General features: G+C 74.8%; 14 protein-coding genes. 7 read left to right on the forward strand and 7 right to left on the reverse strand.

Annotated elements, in window-relative coordinates; translation table 11 throughout:
* The first annotated feature begins 63 nt into the window (after window positions 1–63).
* The 4 genes from trxA (at window position 64) to ACFYSC_RS30515 (ending at window position 4,212) form a co-directional block, all read left to right on the forward strand.
* Complete coding sequence (gene trxA / locus ACFYSC_RS30500; protein ID WP_389968524.1) at window positions 64–507, forward strand: thioredoxin; 444 nt, start codon at window positions 64–66, stop codon at window positions 505–507.
* A complete protein-coding gene (locus ACFYSC_RS30505) occupies window positions 491–2,161 on the forward strand; it encodes an FAD-dependent oxidoreductase (protein WP_389968526.1) in 1,671 nt (556 codons plus the stop codon). The genes trxA and ACFYSC_RS30505 overlap by 17 nt, the downstream gene beginning before the upstream one ends.
* Before the next feature lie 316 nt (window positions 2,162–2,477).
* Entirely contained in the window at window positions 2,478–3,638 is a 1,161-nt protein-coding gene (locus tag ACFYSC_RS30510; protein WP_389968528.1) for a glutathione-independent formaldehyde dehydrogenase, read from the forward strand.
* A gap of 1 nt (window position 3,639) precedes the next feature.
* Window positions 3,640–4,212: a type 1 glutamine amidotransferase domain-containing protein gene (locus ACFYSC_RS30515; protein ID WP_389968530.1), complete on the forward strand. Its 573-nt coding sequence runs from the start codon at window positions 3,640–3,642 to the stop codon at window positions 4,210–4,212.
* A 281-nt stretch (window positions 4,213–4,493) separates the two neighbouring features.
* Here ACFYSC_RS30515 and ACFYSC_RS30520 read toward each other — a convergent pair whose 3' ends face one another.
* From ACFYSC_RS30520 to ACFYSC_RS30535, 4 genes are all read right to left on the reverse strand, one after another.
* Window positions 4,494–5,477: a helix-turn-helix transcriptional regulator gene (locus ACFYSC_RS30520; RefSeq protein WP_389968532.1), complete on the reverse strand. Its 984-nt coding sequence runs from the start codon at window positions 5,475–5,477 to the stop codon at window positions 4,494–4,496.
* A 60-nt stretch (window positions 5,478–5,537) separates the two neighbouring features.
* Window positions 5,538–5,879 carry a TraR/DksA family transcriptional regulator gene (locus tag ACFYSC_RS30525; RefSeq protein ID WP_389968534.1) on the reverse strand — a complete coding sequence of 114 codons (342 nt, stop codon included), beginning with the start codon at window positions 5,877–5,879 and terminating at the stop codon, window positions 5,538–5,540.
* Window positions 5,880–6,006: 127 nt separating this feature from the next.
* Window positions 6,007–6,813 (reverse strand): rod shape-determining protein, encoded by an 807-nt coding sequence (locus ACFYSC_RS30530; protein ID WP_389968536.1) that lies wholly within the window; start codon window positions 6,811–6,813, stop codon window positions 6,007–6,009.
* A gap of 414 nt (window positions 6,814–7,227) precedes the next feature.
* Window positions 7,228–7,617, reverse strand: a complete 390-nt coding sequence (locus ACFYSC_RS30535; protein ID WP_389968538.1) for a hypothetical protein — start codon at window positions 7,615–7,617, stop codon at window positions 7,228–7,230.
* A 191-nt stretch (window positions 7,618–7,808) separates the two neighbouring features.
* Here ACFYSC_RS30535 and ACFYSC_RS30540 point away from each other — a divergent pair, with 191 nt between their 5' ends.
* The 3 genes from ACFYSC_RS30540 to ACFYSC_RS30550 all read left to right on the forward strand — a co-directional run bounded on the left by ACFYSC_RS30540 (window position 7,809) and on the right by ACFYSC_RS30550 (window position 11,520).
* Entirely contained in the window at window positions 7,809–8,276 is a 468-nt protein-coding gene (locus tag ACFYSC_RS30540; protein WP_389968540.1) for a hypothetical protein, read from the forward strand.
* A 46-nt stretch (window positions 8,277–8,322) separates the two neighbouring features.
* Complete coding sequence (secD, locus tag ACFYSC_RS30545; RefSeq protein WP_389968542.1) at window positions 8,323–10,635, forward strand: protein translocase subunit SecD; 2,313 nt, start codon at window positions 8,323–8,325, stop codon at window positions 10,633–10,635.
* A gap of 177 nt (window positions 10,636–10,812) precedes the next feature.
* Window positions 10,813–11,520, forward strand: coding sequence for an RraA family protein (locus ACFYSC_RS30550; RefSeq protein WP_389968544.1), 708 nt, complete (start codon window positions 10,813–10,815; stop codon window positions 11,518–11,520).
* 151 nt (window positions 11,521–11,671) lie between these two features.
* On the opposite strand, the gene ACFYSC_RS30555 is transcribed toward ACFYSC_RS30550, so the two are convergent.
* From ACFYSC_RS30555 to ACFYSC_RS30565, 3 genes are read right to left on the reverse strand one after another with little or no spacing between them, the layout of a single operon-like run.
* Window positions 11,672–13,963 (reverse strand): FtsX-like permease family protein, encoded by a 2,292-nt coding sequence (locus ACFYSC_RS30555; RefSeq protein WP_389968546.1) that lies wholly within the window; start codon window positions 13,961–13,963, stop codon window positions 11,672–11,674.
* The gene (locus tag ACFYSC_RS30560; RefSeq protein ID WP_389968548.1) at window positions 13,960–14,670 is read right to left on the reverse strand and encodes an ABC transporter ATP-binding protein; all 711 of its coding nucleotides are present in this window, start codon (window positions 14,668–14,670) and stop codon (window positions 13,960–13,962) included. Before ACFYSC_RS30560 ends, ACFYSC_RS30555 begins: the two co-directional genes overlap by 4 nt.
* Window positions 14,667–15,194 (reverse strand): PadR family transcriptional regulator, encoded by a 528-nt coding sequence (locus ACFYSC_RS30565; protein ID WP_389968550.1) that lies wholly within the window; start codon window positions 15,192–15,194, stop codon window positions 14,667–14,669. The genes ACFYSC_RS30560 and ACFYSC_RS30565 overlap by 4 nt, the downstream gene beginning before the upstream one ends.
* Window positions 15,195–15,358 lie beyond the last annotated feature (164 nt).

The following is a 15,358-nucleotide window of genomic DNA, read 5'->3' on the forward strand; positions in this document are numbered from 1 at the left end:
CGTCCATGTCGCGCTGACCGGCGGCACACCCTCGGTGACGTACGAGAATCCGGAGGTCTGACCATGCGGGCACAGGTCAGGGACGCGAGCGTCGTCCCATGTGCGAAATGCGGACGGAAGAACCGGCTGCCCCGTGCCGCTCCGGGGATCCCGCGGTGCGGCAACTGCCACCAGCCGCTTCCCTGGATCACCGATGCGGGGGACGACGACTTCGGCGAGGTCGTCGAGGCGGCCCGGATCCCGGTGGTCGTCGACTTCTGGGCGCCCTGGTGCGGGCCGTGCCGCCTGGTCAGCCCGGCGCTGGAGCAGGTCGCGGCCGATCTGGCCGGCCGCCTGAAGCTGGTGAAGGTGAACGTGGACGAGGCGCCCCGGCTCTCCGAACGCTTCACCGTACAGGCCGTCCCGACGCTTGTCATGATCGATCAGGGCCGGGTGGTCACCCGGCGGGCGGGCGCGGCGCCCGCTCCCGTCCTCCGCGAATGGGTGGACGATGCGCTGGCCGCCTGAGCTCCGCGAGACGCCGGACCCGCAGGGGGCCTACCCGCGGCTGAGTGACGCGCAGCTCCAGGCGCTGGCCCCGCACGGCGAGCGGCGCCGGGTCCGCCAGGACGAGGTCCTGTACGCGGAAGGCCTCCCGTGCACCGAATTCTTCGCGGTCCTGGCCGGCAAAGTGGCGACGGTCGAAGGATTCGGAGTCGACGATCAGGTGATCGGCGTCCACGGGGCGGGCCGGTTCCTGGGAGAGCTCAACGTGCTCACCGGCCAGGTCGGCTTCGTCACCGGCGTGGTCGCCGAGGACGGTGAGGTCCTCGCCGTGCCGGCGGACGCGCTCCGCCGCCTGGTCGCCGAGGACCCGGCACTCGGCGACCTCATCCTGCGGGCCTATCTCATCCGCCGCACGATGCTCATCGGACTGGGGGCGGGTTTCCGCATCATCGGCTCCCGCTTCTCGGCCGACTCCCGGCGGCTGCGGGAGTTCGCGGCACGCAACCGGCTGCCTCACCGGTGGATCGACCTCGAGCAGGACGAGGAGGCGGAGCGGTTCCTGCGAAGCATGGGCGTCACCCCGCAGGAGACCCCGGTCGTGATCTGGGGTGGCGAGAGGATGCTTCGCAACCCGAGCAACGCGGAGCTGGCCCGCGCGATCGGGCTCCCCGCACCACAGGTGCAGCAGACCCGATGCGACCTGCTCGTCGTCGGGGCCGGTCCGGCGGGGCTGGCGGCGGCGGTCTACGGGGCGTCGGAGGGCCTGGTGACGGTGGTCCTGGACGATGTCGCGACAGGTGGCCAGGCGGGCACCTCCTCGCGGATCGAGAACTACCTCGGCTTCCCGTCCGGGATCTCCGGCGGCGAACTGGCGGAGCGGGCGGTGATCCAAGCCGCCAAGTTCGGCGCGCGTTTCCGCGTCCCCGCACAGGCCTGCGGACTGCGCCTGGACGCGGGCGACCACATCGTCACCCTGCGGGAGGGCGGCACGATCCACGCGCGCGCCCTGCTCATCGCATCCGGTGTCCGCTACCGGAGGCTCGACGTGCGGAACCTGGAGCGGTTCGAGCCCACGAGCGTCTACTACGCGGCGACCATGTTCGAAGCCCAGATGTGCGAGCGCGACCCGATCGTCGTCGTAGGAGGAGGCAACTCGGCCGGCCAGGCGGCCCTCTTCCTGGCCGGGCACGCCGCTCACGTCCGGCTGCTCGTGCGGGAGGACACGCTGTCCAGGAACATGTCCCGCTATCTGGCCGCCGAGATCGAACGGCATTCCCGGATCGAGATCATGCTGAACACCGAGGTCCGGGAGCTGACGGGGGAAGGGAAGCTCGCCGCGGTCGTCGCCGAGAACAACGTCACCGGCGAGCGTTCCACGGTCGAGGCACGCGCGATGTTCGTCTTCATCGGCGCGGAGCCGTACACCGCCTGGCTGGCCGACGAGATCGCACTCGACCCGCGAGGCTACATACTGACGGGCGCGGACGCCGCCCGGTCAGGTAAGGAAGGCACGCCCGACTCCGCCGGCCGGCCGTTCCCGCTGGAGACGAGCAGGGCGGGCGTGTTCGCGGCCGGGGACGTGCGGAGCGGGTCGATCAAGCGGGTGGCCGCGGCGGTCGGCGAAGGCGCCATGGCCGTACGGCTGATCCACGACCACCTCCAGACCGGAGAGTGACTCCGGGCCGGAAAGAGACCTCCGTGGCCGCCATGGCGGTGTCGCGATTCGCACGCGGCGGGTATCACCGTCCAGCGGCCCCGGCCCCGGCGGCGGCGGCGGATCACCGCGTAGTTCTCCGGCACCGCTCGGTGGCGCCGTCCCGTATGGCCCTCGCGGGATCAGACCACCGCTCCGGACCCCCCACATCATGACGATGAGCAACCGTCTGGACACCGAACGCATCCAACTGTGGGTTCAGGGGGTTTTCGGGGGGTATTCGACCCTGAAGGGACCGCCCGGGGGGAAGGGAGGCGCCTGCGACGGGGAGGTGGGCATGAAGGCAGTGGTGTACGAGGGACCACGACAGGTCAGTGTCAAGGATGTGCCGGACGCGCGGATCGAGCGGCCGACCGACGTCCTGGTACGGATCACATCGGCGAACATCTGCGGCTCGGACCTGCACATGTACGAGGGCCGGACCGACTTCGAGCCCGGCCGCTCGTTCGGACACGAGAACCTCGGTCAGGTGATCGAGGTCGGCAACGGGGTCGACAAGGTCCGGGTGGGCGACTGGGTCGTCCTGCCGTTCAACATCGCGTGCGGGCATTGCAAGAACTGCGAGCGTCAGCTGACGAACTACTGCCTGACCGCCCAACCCGAGCCGAAAATGGCCGGCGCCGCGTACGGCTTCGCCGACATGGGCCCGTACGGCGGCGGACAGGCCGAGCTGTTGCGTGTGCCCTGGGGGGACTTCAACTGCCTACGGCTGGGTGAGGACGCCGAGGAGCGCCAGACCGACTACGTGATGCTCTCCGACATCTTCCCGACCGGCTACCACGCCACCGAGATGGCCGGCGTGAAGCCCGGCGACCAGACGGTCGTCTACGGCGCGGGCCCGGTCGGGCTGATGGCCGCCCTCTCAGCGACCATCAGAGGGGCGAGCAAGGTGATGATCGTCGACCGCCACCCCGACCGGCTGCGACTGGCCGAATCGATCGGCGCGATCGCCATCGACGACTCGAAGGTCGACCCGGTGCAGGCCGTTCTTGACGAGACGATGGGGCTGGGCGCGGACAACGGCTGCGAATGCGTCGGCTATCAGGCGCACGAGCCCGACGGCCGGGAGAAGCCCGATCTGACAATGAACCGGCTGGTCGCCTCGGTACGCTTCACCGGGAAGATCGGCGCCGTCGGCGTCTTCGTGCCCCAGGACCCCGGAGCCGGTGACGAGCTGGCCAAGCAAGGCAAACTCGCCTTCGACTACGGCATGTTCTGGTTCAAGGGCCAGCACATCGGCACCGGCCAGGCCCCGGTCAAGAAGTACAACCGGCAGCTGCGCGACCTGATCGCCGCAGGCAAGGCCGAACCGTCCTTCATCGTCAGCCACGAGCTGCCCCTCGACCGTGCGCCGGAGGCCTACGAGCACTTCGACAAGCGAGACGAGGGCTGGACGAAGGTCGTCCTGCACCCGGCGACGGCGGGGGCGGGTGCTTGACATGGCCGGAGAGCTGAACGGACGCCGGATCGCCATCCTCGCGGCCGACGGGGTGGAGCGAGTGGAGCTGGAGCGGCCGCGGCGAGCGCTGGACGACGCCGGCGCCCGCACCGTCGTGGTGTCCATCACCAGCGGCGAGATCCAGGCGCGCGACCACGACCTCGAGGACGCCGGCACCTTCCCGGTGGACCGGCTGGTCGGCGAGGTGTCGGTCGACGACTACGATGCGCTGCTCCTGCCGGGCGGGACGGTGAACCCGGACAAACTGCGGATGGACCCCGCTGCGGTGCGGTTCGTCCGGGACTTCGTCCAGTCGGGCAAGCCGGTCGCCTCGATCTGCCACGGCCCGTGGAACTTCGTCGAGGCCGACGTCGCGCGGGGCCGCCGGCTGACCTCGTGGCCGAGCGTGCGCACCGACCTGCGCAACGCCGGGGCCGACGTGGTCGACGAGCCGGTCGTCACCGACGGCAACATCACCACGAGCCGGTCGCCCGACGACCTGCCGGTCTTCTGCGAGCGCATCGTGCGGGAGTTCGCCAAAGGGCCGCAGGCCACCGCCACACCCCGGACGTGACCTCGTCGATCACGAACGTGCGTCCGCTGTCATCCCCGCCGGCGGAACCGGTGTCCGTCCACGCACCGCGGTGACGGGGATGACCGCCTCCGCGTCGCCGGCGACGCCGGTCTCAGCGGCGATGACACCGAGGTCGGCACCTCGGCCCTCCGCCACCTGACGGCCGGGGACGTGGTCAGGGGCGGAGTGCCTGAACGGCGGCACCGCCGCCCCGCATGCCCTCTGAGCACCGGAGGGCACACCCCCTCATCGTCGCGGCCGTGATCGGCGCGGGCGACCGCCTAACCGCCCGCCTCGCCGTACAGGGTGACGAGCGCGGCGGCCGTCTCGGCCATCAGGGCCCGCAGCTCCGGCGGCTCCAGCACCTCCACGTCGGTGCCCAGACGCAGCAGCGTCCAGCGGGCGTGCCGGACCGACTCGATCGGCAGCCGCATCACCCTCCACCCCCGCTCGTCCGGCTCCCCCGCGCCGCCCAGCGCGACGTCGGCGGCGTCGTCGCCGACGGTGTAGCGCAGCAGGCCCTCAAGTCCCGGCGCCACCCGCACCACCGCCTCGGCGGTGTACATCCGGCGGCGGAAGTCGGCGGCGTAACGCTCCCAGTGGGAGGCCAGGTCGAACCCGGCGGGCCGTTCGAACCGCCCGGCGAGCACCTCGGCGCTGACGATCCGCGACACCCGGTAGGTGCGCGGCTCTCCCCCGTCCACGGCGGCCACCATGTACCACGTCCCGCCCTTCAGGACCAGCCCGTACGGCTCGGCCACCCGCTCGACGTCGCGCGGCCCCCAGCGGCGGTAGGTCATCCGCAGCGGCCGCTGGTCCCACACCGCCTCGGAGACCTCCGCCAGGAACGGCGCCTCGTCGGCGCCGTTGTACCAGCCGGGCACGTCGAGGTGGAAGCGCTCACGCATCCGGGCGGCGTGCGAGCGCGGCTCCGGCGGCAGCGCCGCCAGCAGCTTCAGCTCGGCGTTGGCGGCCACCTCCCCCAGCCCCAGCTGGGTGGCGGGGCCGGGCAGCGCGGCCAGGAACAGCGAGGAGGCCTCCTCGGCGGTCAGGCCGTTGAGACGGGTGCGGTAGCCGTCCAGCAGCCGGTATCCGCCGGCCGGGCCGCGGTCGGAGTACACCGGCACCCCCGCCGACGACAGCGCCTCCACGTCCCGGTAGACGGTCCGGACCGACACCTCCAGCTCCCGGGCCAGCTCGGTGGCCGTCAGCCGTCCCCGGGTCTGCAGAAGCAGCAGCAGTGACAGCAGACGGCTCGCTCGCATGACCACATTGTTCCTCCTCCCGCGGCCACTCCGTGCGAGCCGCCTGGCTGCGCGGAGCCGTCAGGCGGCCTCGTGCACGCGCTGGCAGGAGATGCAGTAACGGGCCAGCGGCCGGATCTCGAGCCGCTCGAACGGGATGCCCGCCTCACAGTGGGCGCAGCGGCCGTAGGTGCCGTCCGTCAGCCGCTCCAGGGCCCGGGTGAGCTCGGCGACGGCGCGGTCGGCGGCGGTCAGGGAGGCCACCAGCTCCTGCCAGGTGCCGTCGGCGCCGGCACTGTCCTGCGCCTCGGCCCGCAGGCCGAGCACCTGCTGGGTGCGCCGCTCCAGCTGCTCCCGCAGGTCCCGGCGGAGCGCCTGCAGCTGGACGCCACTGAGGTGAGAGGTCTGGCCGATGTCGGTCATGGTGAGAGTTCCTTCCTGGTGACGCTGATGACAATGGGTACCGAGGCGATCGGCCACCGCGGACGGCGCCGATCGGGATGAGGGGGCTCGGAGGAGCCCTGGACGAGGGGGCGGGCGCCGAGGCGGCTCAGCGGCCGCCGGCGGTGGCCCGGGCCTCCAGGTCCGGCCGCAGGCACAGGCTCACCAGGCCGCGGATCGTGGCGTGCCCGGGTTCGGGCGCGGCGCCGACCGGCACCCGCAGCGCGGCGCGCAGGCGCTCCAGCAGCGGTGCCTGCCGGGCGCCTCCGCCGGTGACGACCAGCCCCGCCGGGCGCGGCCGGCCGGGCAGCCGGCGCAGCAGGCCCGCCGTCATGCCGACGACGCCGTCCAGCGCGTACAGCGGCAGGCCGGTGCCGGTCGTGGCGCTCAACTGGAGGACGGCGGCGTCGGTGATGACCCCTCCGTCGATGACGACGGCCTCGGCCAGGCCCGCCCCCACGTCCAGCAGCAGGCACGGCCGGGGACCGGCGATGTCCAGCCCGGCGCCGACGGCCGCGGCCAGCGGCCCCTCCACCAGCGTGGCCTCGCACCCGGCGACCTCGGCGACCGCGGTGCCGACCGCCCGCCGGTCATCCGGCGTCGCCGTCACCGGCACGCCGGCCAGCACCCGCTCCGGCGGCCAGGCGCCCGACCAGCGGGCCTCCAGCAGCACCAGCCGAACCAGCCGCAGGTAGGCCGCGGGGTCGGCGACCACGCCGTGCCGCAGGGGCCGCACCGGGCCCGGGACGCCGGACGGGCCGCCGGTGATCGCCGACGGCCGGTCGGCGACGGCGCACCCGCCCGACGACATCGAGCGGGTGCGCGCGGTGCCCACGTCGAGCGCCACGAAGCCCCGGCGGGCCGGGGGCTGTTCGAGGTGCCGCGGATGGGTGTGGATCGATCTGACATCGGCCATGGCGGTGATCGCTCCTAGCGTGTGACCGAAAGCAGGCTCGCCCCGCTCACGGCGGGGTCACGGCGGAGTCCCGGTGCCGCGGCAGGCGGGCGTGGGGATCCGGCGCGCACGGCGCCGGATCCCCGCGGCGCGGACGGCCGGAGGACACCGGAGGGACGGAAGACGGCGCCAGGTCCCGTCCCGCGGTTCCTCGCCGCGCACCGGCCGTACCGCCTCCCCACGGGGCGAAGGCGGCGCAGGGCGGCGAAGGCGCGGCCCGGACGCGCGTCCCACAGGACGGAGACGCGTTCCCGGACGCACCCTCAGGGCGAACCGGCGGATGACGGCGGCCGCGGCCGGCGGGACCGGCCGGAGCGGCGGGCGGAACGGCCCGCCAGGGCGGAACCCGGGCGGAGCGGCCCGCGAGGACGGGACCTAGATCGAGGAGACGCCGGCCGGCGGGCTGCGCGACCCCGCGGTGCGGTGCGCGAACTGCTGCGGATCACGGATCGCGTCCGTGTCCGGGCCCGGCGACGACGGCAGCGCCAGATGGGCGGCGTCCTCCTGCCGCTCGCCGCGCGACGGCCACAGCGACGGCACGTGGTGCTCACGGACCCCGGCGGCCTGCGGCGGCAGGCTCGCCGGCGCGTCGTCCCACGTGCCCGGACCCCACACCGGGCCGGACGAGGGCGCCGCCGGGTGGGCGTGCTTCCCGGCGCTCCAGGCGCCGGGCGAGCCGGACAGCAGCAGGGACAGCAGAACCAGGCCCATCACGGCGACAGCCGCGACGGACCCTCCCGCTGCGCTGCGCCACGGCCCGGTCATGAGGCCGACCATAGCCCAGACGCTGCGAAAAGGCATGTCCATTCGTCCCGGCCCCGTTCCGGTTCGGCTCCGTTCCCGTTCCCGGCCCTGTTCCGGCGCCGCCCCCGCCGCGGACCGCCGGCGCGGGCGGGGTCGCGCCGGGGTACGGTGGCCGCAACACCCCCCCTTTTTCCCGCCGATCAGGAGGAGACGTGCGCAGCAGAGTGCCCGCCGTCCTGCTCCTGCTGCTTTCGGCGTTCGTGCTCCTGCCGCCCGCCGTTGACGCCCACCCCACCGGCGTGGCTCCCGCGGCCTGGTGGAGCGGCCCGGCCGTCCAGGCCGTGGCGGGCCAGGCCGCCCGCGGCGGGCCGGGCCCGGCTCTGACACGCCCGGCCGCCCATACCTGGCCGGATCAGGCCGCCCAGGCCGCCCAGGCCGCCCAGGCCGCCCAGCCTGTGGCCGATCCGACCGTCCACGCCGGGACGGACCCGGTCCTGCCGCGCCTGCACCCCGCCCGCGGCACACCCGCCGCGCCGGCGCATCCGGCCGTCCTGCCGCCCGTCTGGGAACCGGACGGCGCCCTTCGACCGGCCGGCGCCGCGGCCGGCCACGCTCCGGCGGCTCCGCAGCCGCGCCTGCGCCGGGCCCCGGCCCGCGCACCCCCCTCCACGACGCGCTGACGTCCTTTCCCCTCGACAGTCCGTCGACAGCCCGTGGAGGCTTCCCATGTCACGTGCGCCCCTGTGGCGCGCGGTGGCGGCGTTCGTCATCGTCGCCACCGCCGCATTACTCACCGTCACCGCATCGCCACGCCTGGGCCTGGACCTGCGCGGTGGCACCCAGCTGGTCTTCGAGACCCGCGACTCCCCCACCGCCAAGGCCGACGCCGAGGCCACCGACCGCGCCCTGGACGTGCTGCGCCGCCGCGCCGACGCGCTCGGCGTGGTCGATCCCACCCTGGTCCGCTCCGGCGAGCGGCGGATCATCGTCGAACTGCCCGGCGTGCTCGACCCGCGCCAGGCCGCCCAGGTCATCGGCAGGACGGCGCAGCTCACCTTCCACCCGGTGCTCGGCCAGGCCGACCCCGCCACCGACCCCGCCACCGGCCCCGCCCCCGGCTCCGGCTCCGGCGCCGCTTCCGGAGACGACCCCGGTGCGGCCAGAGCCGGGCAGGTCCTGGCCGACGAGTCCGGGCGGCGGCTGCGGCTCGGCCCCGTCGCGATCACCGGGGACGGGGTGAGCGACGCCGCCGCCCGCAACGACCCCCAGCAGGGACCGGCCTGGTTCGTCACCGTCGACTTCCGCGACGCCGCCGCCTGGCAGCGGCTGACCGGCGACGCCGCCTGCCACGACCCGGGCGACGATCGGCGCCGGGTCGCGATCGTGCTGGACAAGGAGATCATCTCCTCACCCCAGGTGGACACGTCCGTGCCCTGCCGTACCGGCATCCCGGGCGGGTCCACGCAGATCACCGGTTCCTTCACCCACCAGCAGGCGCAGGACCTGGCGGTGCTCGTCAAGGGCGGCGCCCTGCCCGTCCCCCTCGCACTGATCGAGCAGCGGACCGTCGGCCCCACCCTCGGCGCCGAGGCCATCGAGGCCAGCGCCGAAGCGGCCGTCGCCGGGGTCCTGCTCACCGCGTTGTTCGTCGTCGCCGTCTACCGGCTGTCGGGGTTGCTGGCCGCCGTCGCGCTCGCCGCCTACGGCCTCATCTCCTACGCCGCGCTGCTGGCGTTCGGCGCGACGCTCACGCTGCCCGGCCTGGCCGGGTTCGTGCTGGCCATCGGCATGGCGGTGGACGCGAACGTGCTGGTGTTCGAACGGGCCCGCGAGGAGTACGGCCGCGCACCCGGGCGGGGCCTGCGCGCGGCCCTGGACGCGGGCTTCAGGAACGCCTGGAGCGCCATCGCCGACTCCAACATCACCACACTGCTGGCCGCCGGGCTGCTGTTCTGGCTGGCCTCCGGGCCGGTGCGCGGTTTCGGCGTCACCCTGGCCATCGGCGTGCTCGCCTCGCTGGTCTCGGCGATGCTCATCACCCGCGTCCTGGCCCACTCGCTCGTCGGCAGGGTCGGGCCCCGGCTGTCGGGGCTGGCCACGCAGGGACGCGTCCGGACCTGGATCGCCGAACACGAACCGCGCCTCATGTCCCGCGGCAGGCGCTGGCTGGCCCTGGCCGCCGCCGGACTGGTCCTGGCCGTCAGCGGGCCGGTCCTGCACGGCCTGAACTTCGGCGTCGAGTTCACCGGCGGCCGGCTCGTCGAGTTCACCGCCGCCGCGCCGGTGAGCGCCGAGACGGCCCGGCGGTCCGTGGCCGAAGCCGGGCACCCCGCGGCGGTCGTGCACGCCTCCGGCGCCACGGTCTCCGTACGCGCCGGGCAGATCAGCGCCGACGACGTGGCCCGCATCGAACGGTCACTGGACCGCGACCTCGGCGAGGTGACCAAGCAGCGCGACGAGCTCATCGGCCCGAGCCTGGGCGAGGAACTGCGCCGCAACGCGCTCGTCGCGCTCGCCGTGGCGCTGGCGGCCCAGCTGCTGTACCTGGCGGTCAGGTTCCGCTGGACGTTCGGCACCGCCGCGGTCCTCGCCCTTGTCGTGGACACCGCCGCCGTCGTCGGAGTCTTCGCCTGGCTGGGCAAACCCGTCGACGGAGTGTTCCTGGCCGCCATGCTCACCGTCGTCGGCTACTCGATCAACGACAAGGTGGTGGTCTTCGACCGGGTCAGGGAGCTGTGGCAGGCGCGGCGCGGGGACCGCTTCGCCGACGTCGTCAACGCCGCGATCCTGCAGACCGTCCCGCGTACGGTCAACACCGGGCTCGGCGCCCTGTTCATCCTCGTCGCGCTGGCCGTCCTCGGTGGCGACACCCTGCGTGACTTCGCCCTCGCGCTCATCATCGGCATCGTGGCCGGCACGGCGTCGTCGTCGTTCGTCGCCGGGCCGCTGGCGATCGAGCTGGAGCGGTTCAGCTCGCAGCCGCCGCCCGAGCCGCCCCGGCCGCGTGCCCGCCGGGAGGGCAACGGAGCCGTGGTGTAGGGAGGAGGACCGCGGAACGGCCGGGGGCGGGCTCGTTGATCCCGGCCCCCGGCCGTGCCAGTCTCGGTGGCGACGGCATCAGGCGGCGGCGCGCCGGGTGACGCCACGGTGGGCGGCACGGCAGGCGTCCGGCGCGGCGGGCGGCGGCGCGGCGGGCGGCGGAAGGGGAGCACGGCCATGGACCACCAGGAGCTTCACAAGCGGTTCACCGCTCTGACCACCGCCCACCTGGCGGACGCGTGCATCCGCGCCGGCGTCCCGGTGCGGTGCGCGCCCGCCGCCCTGCGCGCGGTGACACCCGGCGACCGCCTGGCCGGGCGGGTGGCCCCCGCCCGGCACGCCGGCAGCGTCGACGTCTTCCTGGAGGCGTTCGAGCGGGCCGCGCCGGGCGACGTGCTGGTGGCCGACAACGGCGGCCGCCTCGACGAGGCGTGCGTCGGCGACCTGGTGGTCCTGGAGGCCCGCGCCGCCGGGCTGGGCGGGATCGTGATCTGGGGGCTGCACCGCGACACCGCCGACATCCAGCGGATCGGGCTGCCCGTCTTCAGCCTGGGAGCCCTGCCCACCGGGCCGCTGCGCCTGGACGAACGCCCCCCGGGCGCCCTGGAGTCGGCGGACGTGGGCGAGTGGACGGTGGGCCCCGGCGACCTGGTCCTGGGCGACGACGACGGCGTGCTGTTCGTCCCGGCCGGACGCGCCGGGGAACTCCTCACCCTGGCCGAGGCGATCCGCGACACCGAGCGGCGTCAGGCCGACCGGATCCGCGGCGGAGACACCCTGCGCGATCAGGTGCGCTTCGGCGCCTTCCTCGCCGGGCGGCGGCAGAACCCCTCGCTGACCTTCCGCGACCATCTACGGGCCGTGGGCGGCGCCATCGAGGAATGACCGCGGACGCCGCCCGCCGGGCTCGGGGCCGGGACGCCGCCGTAGCGCTGGGCCTGTCCCGGCGCGGGCGCCGCCGTCAGGAGGGCGCCGGCCAGGGCCGCCACGAGGAGCGCGGACAGCCGCCTGACACGCATCATCATCATCGGGGGTCCTATTCGAAGCGGGCGCCCTCGGGCGCGGTCACACGCCTGAGCAGCGGCAGACCGGCGAGGATCACCAGCAGGGCGGCCAGCAGCCCGCCGCCGACGGTCAGGAAGTAGGCGGGGCCGGGCAACGCCGCCGGCGCGCTCCTGATCCTCAGCAGGTCGATCACCGGCCCGGCCACGCCGAGGCCCGCCCCCGCCGCCACCAGCGCGGCCAGCACCATGGGCGCCGCGGTCTCCAGCAGCACCACGCCGGACAGGGTCCGCATCGGCGTGCCGCACAGCCGCAGCAGCGTGAAGGGCCGCCTGCGCTCCACCACGCCTCCGGCGACCGCGACCAGCAGGCCGCAGCCCGCCACCAGCAGGGTCAGCGCGACGATGGCCAGTGCCACCCGTTCGGCCTGGTCCAGCAGCACCGCGCGCGCCTGGGCGACCTCGGCGAACGTCAGCGGCGTCTCGGCGCTGCCCGAGCGGGCGACGTACGGGGCCAGCAGCGTGCGGATCCGCTCGCGGACGGCCGGGTCGTCCACGCGGACCAGCACCGCCGCCAGGGACAGGCCGGCCGGGCCGGAGGCGGGGCTCGCAGCGGGACTGGAGGCGTCCACGATCGGCAGGTTGCGGCCGACGCTGAGCATGTTGTCACTGGTCAGCAGCCGGTTGAAGTCGGCCGCCACCGTGCGGGCGCCCGGGGCGCAGCGGCCGAGCGCCGGGAAACCGGCCAGGGCGTCGCACGCGACCACCTGCCCGAGCATGAAGTCGGGCCGGCAGCCGGGGCCCGGGTCGCACGGCGGGGGTCCGCCGGGCGGGGCCGGCTGCCCGGTCCTGCGGTGGATCGGCAGCACGGTGACCCCGGGGTGGGCGCGGAGCCCGGCGAGCAGCTCGTCCGCCGTGCCGGGCGGCAGCGGCCGGCCCGGAGCGGCGTCGGCGTACCCGAACGACACCCGCAGGACCTCGTTCAGCGTGCCGCCGCCCGCCGTCTCCTGGCCCGAGACGACGGCGGGGACGATGCCGGCGACGGCCGTGCCGATGAAGACCGCCAGCACGATCCCGTTCACCGGCCGGAAGGCCGCCTTCGGGTCGGCCGCCAGCCGCTGCGCGGCCAGCAGCGTCGCCGCGCCGGGGGTGAGGCGGGCGGCCAGCCGCGCGGCCAGCATCGTCAGCCAGGGCCCGGCCGCCACGAGACCGGCCATGACCAGCACCAGGCCGGCGTCGGCGAGCACCGCGTCCGGATCACCGCCCCCGAACGCCGGGCCCGCCAGCAGTCCCAGCCCCACCGGCAGCGGCAGCACCCGCCACCAGCCCGGAGCCGGCGCCCGCACCCTGCGCGCCACGCCGAGCGGCGTGATCCGCACCCGGCGCAGCGACCACAGCGCGGCGCCCGCGGCGGCGAGCGGCACACCCGCGACCACGGCGGCGTACTGGAGCGCGGTGGGCGCGACCGTGTCGGGGAAGAAACGCGAGCCGGTGACGGCGACGCCGGCCAGGGCGGGCCGTACCGCCTGGAAGACCGCGATGCCGGCGAGCGCGCCCAGCAGCGCGCCGAGGGCCGCGTCCACCGAGGCGATCACGCTGATCTGCCGCGCGGTGGCGCCGGCCAGCCTGATCGCGGCGAACCGCGCCTCGCGGCGGGCGGCGGCCAGGCGCGTGGCCGTGCCGACGAGGACGAGCAGCGGGAAGACCAGGCCGATCGCGGCGATGCCGAAGCCGTGCCCGTACAGGGCGGCGGTATCGTCGGCGGCCGGGGCGGCGGCGACGTCGGCGGCGTCGACTGCCACGGTGCCGGCCATCGCGGCCAGCTCGGCGGGGGTCCGGCCGACGACGGCGACCAGGTCGTCCGGGCCGGACAGCGCCGCCCGCCCGACGAGGCCGGCGCGGACGCCCGGGAAGCGGTCGGCGAGCTGCTCGCGCGGCACCGCGTCCATCAGCTCGGCGAGCGCGGGCGAGACGTGGTAGCGCCCCGCGGCCGGCGGCGCGGAGAGACCGGGAACGCCCGGCGCGGGCGCCCGCGCGTCGAGGACGGCGACGTCGAGCCGCTTGATCGGGCGGCCGGCGTAGGAATCCCGGCGGTGGTTCCACAGCACGGCGCCGGGGGTGGCGCCCAGTGCCCGGCCGCCCGGCGCCGATCCGGTCGTGCACTCCCAGCACGGCCGGTCCGCGGTGGCCCGGAAGGCGTTGAACAGCGCCACCGTGGACAGCAGCACCGTCACCCCCATCGCGACGGCGGCGCCGACGAGCACCAGCCGGACGGCCGCCTCCCGGCCTCCGCGCAGCGACAGCCGCAGGCCCAGCCGGAGCGTCATCGCAGGACCCCGCTCGCGTAGGGGTCGGTGACCCTGCCGTCGCGCACCATGACCTCCCGGTCGGCGCAGGCGGCGACGCGGGCGTCGTGCGTCACCACGATCACGGTCGCGCCCTCCTGGCGGGCCAGGCCGACGAGCAGCTCCATGACCTTCTCGCCGGTGAGCGAGTCGAGCGCTCCGGTGGGCTCGTCGGCGAAGACCACCTTGGGCCGCGTCACCAGCGCCCTGGCGATCGCCACCCGCTGTGCCTGTCCGCCGGACAGCTCGCCGGTGCGCCGCCCGCGCAGGCCGTCCAGCTCCAGCCGCTCCAGCCAGTCGTCCGCCCGCCGGTAGGCCCGCCTGCGCCCGGCCCTGCCGAGCAGCAGCGGCAGGGCGACGTTGTCGGCCACCGTGAGCTCCGGCACCAGCTGGCCGAACTGGAAGACGAAGCCGAACGCCGTACGGCGCAGCTCCGACCGCCGGGCGTCGCTCAGGGTGTCCAGCCGCCGCCCGTCGAACCAGACCTCGCCCGCGTCGGGGGTGAAGATGCCGGCCAGGCAGTGCAGCAGCGTGGACTTGCCGGACCCGCTCGGCCCCATGATCGCCAGGATCTCCCCCGCCGTCACCGACAGGCTCGCCTCGCGCAGCGCCGGCGTCCGGCCGTAGGAGCGGCCGACGGAGCGGGCCTCCAGCAGCGGGCCCGGCACGGGAAGGGCGTCGACGGTCATGCGCCGCGCACCGTCTCCGCCAGCGCGCCCAGCCGGGCCGCGGTCACGTCGATCCAGCGCAGGTCGGCCTCCAGATGGAACATGGCGTGGTCGGCCAGCAGGGCGTCCACGAGGGCGCCGCCGCGTTTGATCTCCGACAGCTCGCGCATGCGCCGCATGTGCGTGGCGCGCTGGACGTCGAGGAAACCCTGCGCGTCGTGGCCCAGCATCAGCGCCAGCACGACCTTCGTGAACAGCACCGTCTGCAGGAACGGCTCCGCCGCCGCCGGCTCGGCCAGCCACTCCTCCACCTCCCGCCTGCCCAGCGGGGTGATGGCGTAGCGCTTGCGGTCGGGGCCGTCGCCGGGCTCGCTCTCGCCGGCCGCGACCTTTCCGTCCCTGGCCAGGCGGCCGAGCGTCGAGTAGACCTGCCCGAAGGGAAGCGGCCTGCCCCTGCCGAAGTAGGTGTCGTAGTCGCGTTTCAGGTCGTACCCGTAGCTGGGCTCACGATCCAGGAGGCCCAGCAGCGTCAAGGGGACTGTCATGACGATCACTATATACCGAGGGTATATACGCGGCGCATACGACGATTCGTGATCCCGGGCCGCCGATCGGACGAGACGGCGTTTCGACATTCCCGACAGCTGACCGTTATCCATTAGCCAGCCACTGGAGAGCAGGGTGCGGGACACCGCGCCGGCCACGCCCG

It is taken from the genome of Streptosporangium sp. NPDC004379 (assembly GCF_042873875.1).
Taxonomy (GTDB): domain Bacteria; phylum Actinomycetota; class Actinomycetes; order Streptosporangiales; family Streptosporangiaceae; genus Streptosporangium.

What these genes read in the sequence shown, in the direction of transcription:
- ACFYSC_RS30510 (WP_389968528.1), top strand. Translation starts at nt 2,478, where the DNA reads ATGAAGGCAGTGGTGTACGAGGGACCACGACAGGTCAGTGTCAAGGAT.
- ACFYSC_RS30535 (WP_389968538.1), bottom strand. Translation starts at nt 7,617, where the DNA reads ATGACCGGGCCGTGGCGCAGCGCAGCGGGAGGGTCCGTCGCGGCTGTC.
- ACFYSC_RS30525 (WP_389968534.1), bottom strand. Translation starts at nt 5,879, where the DNA reads ATGACCGACATCGGCCAGACCTCTCACCTCAGTGGCGTCCAGCTGCAG.
- ACFYSC_RS30560 (WP_389968548.1), bottom strand. Translation starts at nt 14,670, where the DNA reads ATGACCGTCGACGCCCTTCCCGTGCCGGGCCCGCTGCTGGAGGCCCGC.
- secD (WP_389968542.1), top strand. Translation starts at nt 8,323, where the DNA reads ATGTCACGTGCGCCCCTGTGGCGCGCGGTGGCGGCGTTCGTCATCGTC.
- ACFYSC_RS30505 (WP_389968526.1), top strand. Translation starts at nt 491, where the DNA reads ATGCGCTGGCCGCCTGAGCTCCGCGAGACGCCGGACCCGCAGGGGGCC.
- ACFYSC_RS30515 (WP_389968530.1), top strand. Translation starts at nt 3,640, where the DNA reads ATGGCCGGAGAGCTGAACGGACGCCGGATCGCCATCCTCGCGGCCGAC.
- trxA (WP_389968524.1), top strand. Translation starts at nt 64, where the DNA reads ATGCGGGCACAGGTCAGGGACGCGAGCGTCGTCCCATGTGCGAAATGC.
- ACFYSC_RS30550 (WP_389968544.1), top strand. Translation starts at nt 10,813, where the DNA reads ATGGACCACCAGGAGCTTCACAAGCGGTTCACCGCTCTGACCACCGCC.
- ACFYSC_RS30520 (WP_389968532.1), bottom strand. Translation starts at nt 5,477, where the DNA reads ATGCGAGCGAGCCGTCTGCTGTCACTGCTGCTGCTTCTGCAGACCCGG.
- ACFYSC_RS30565 (WP_389968550.1), bottom strand. Translation starts at nt 15,194, where the DNA reads ATGACAGTCCCCTTGACGCTGCTGGGCCTCCTGGATCGTGAGCCCAGC.
- ACFYSC_RS30530 (WP_389968536.1), bottom strand. Translation starts at nt 6,813, where the DNA reads ATGGCCGATGTCAGATCGATCCACACCCATCCGCGGCACCTCGAACAG.
- ACFYSC_RS30555 (WP_389968546.1), bottom strand. Translation starts at nt 13,963, where the DNA reads ATGACGCTCCGGCTGGGCCTGCGGCTGTCGCTGCGCGGAGGCCGGGAG.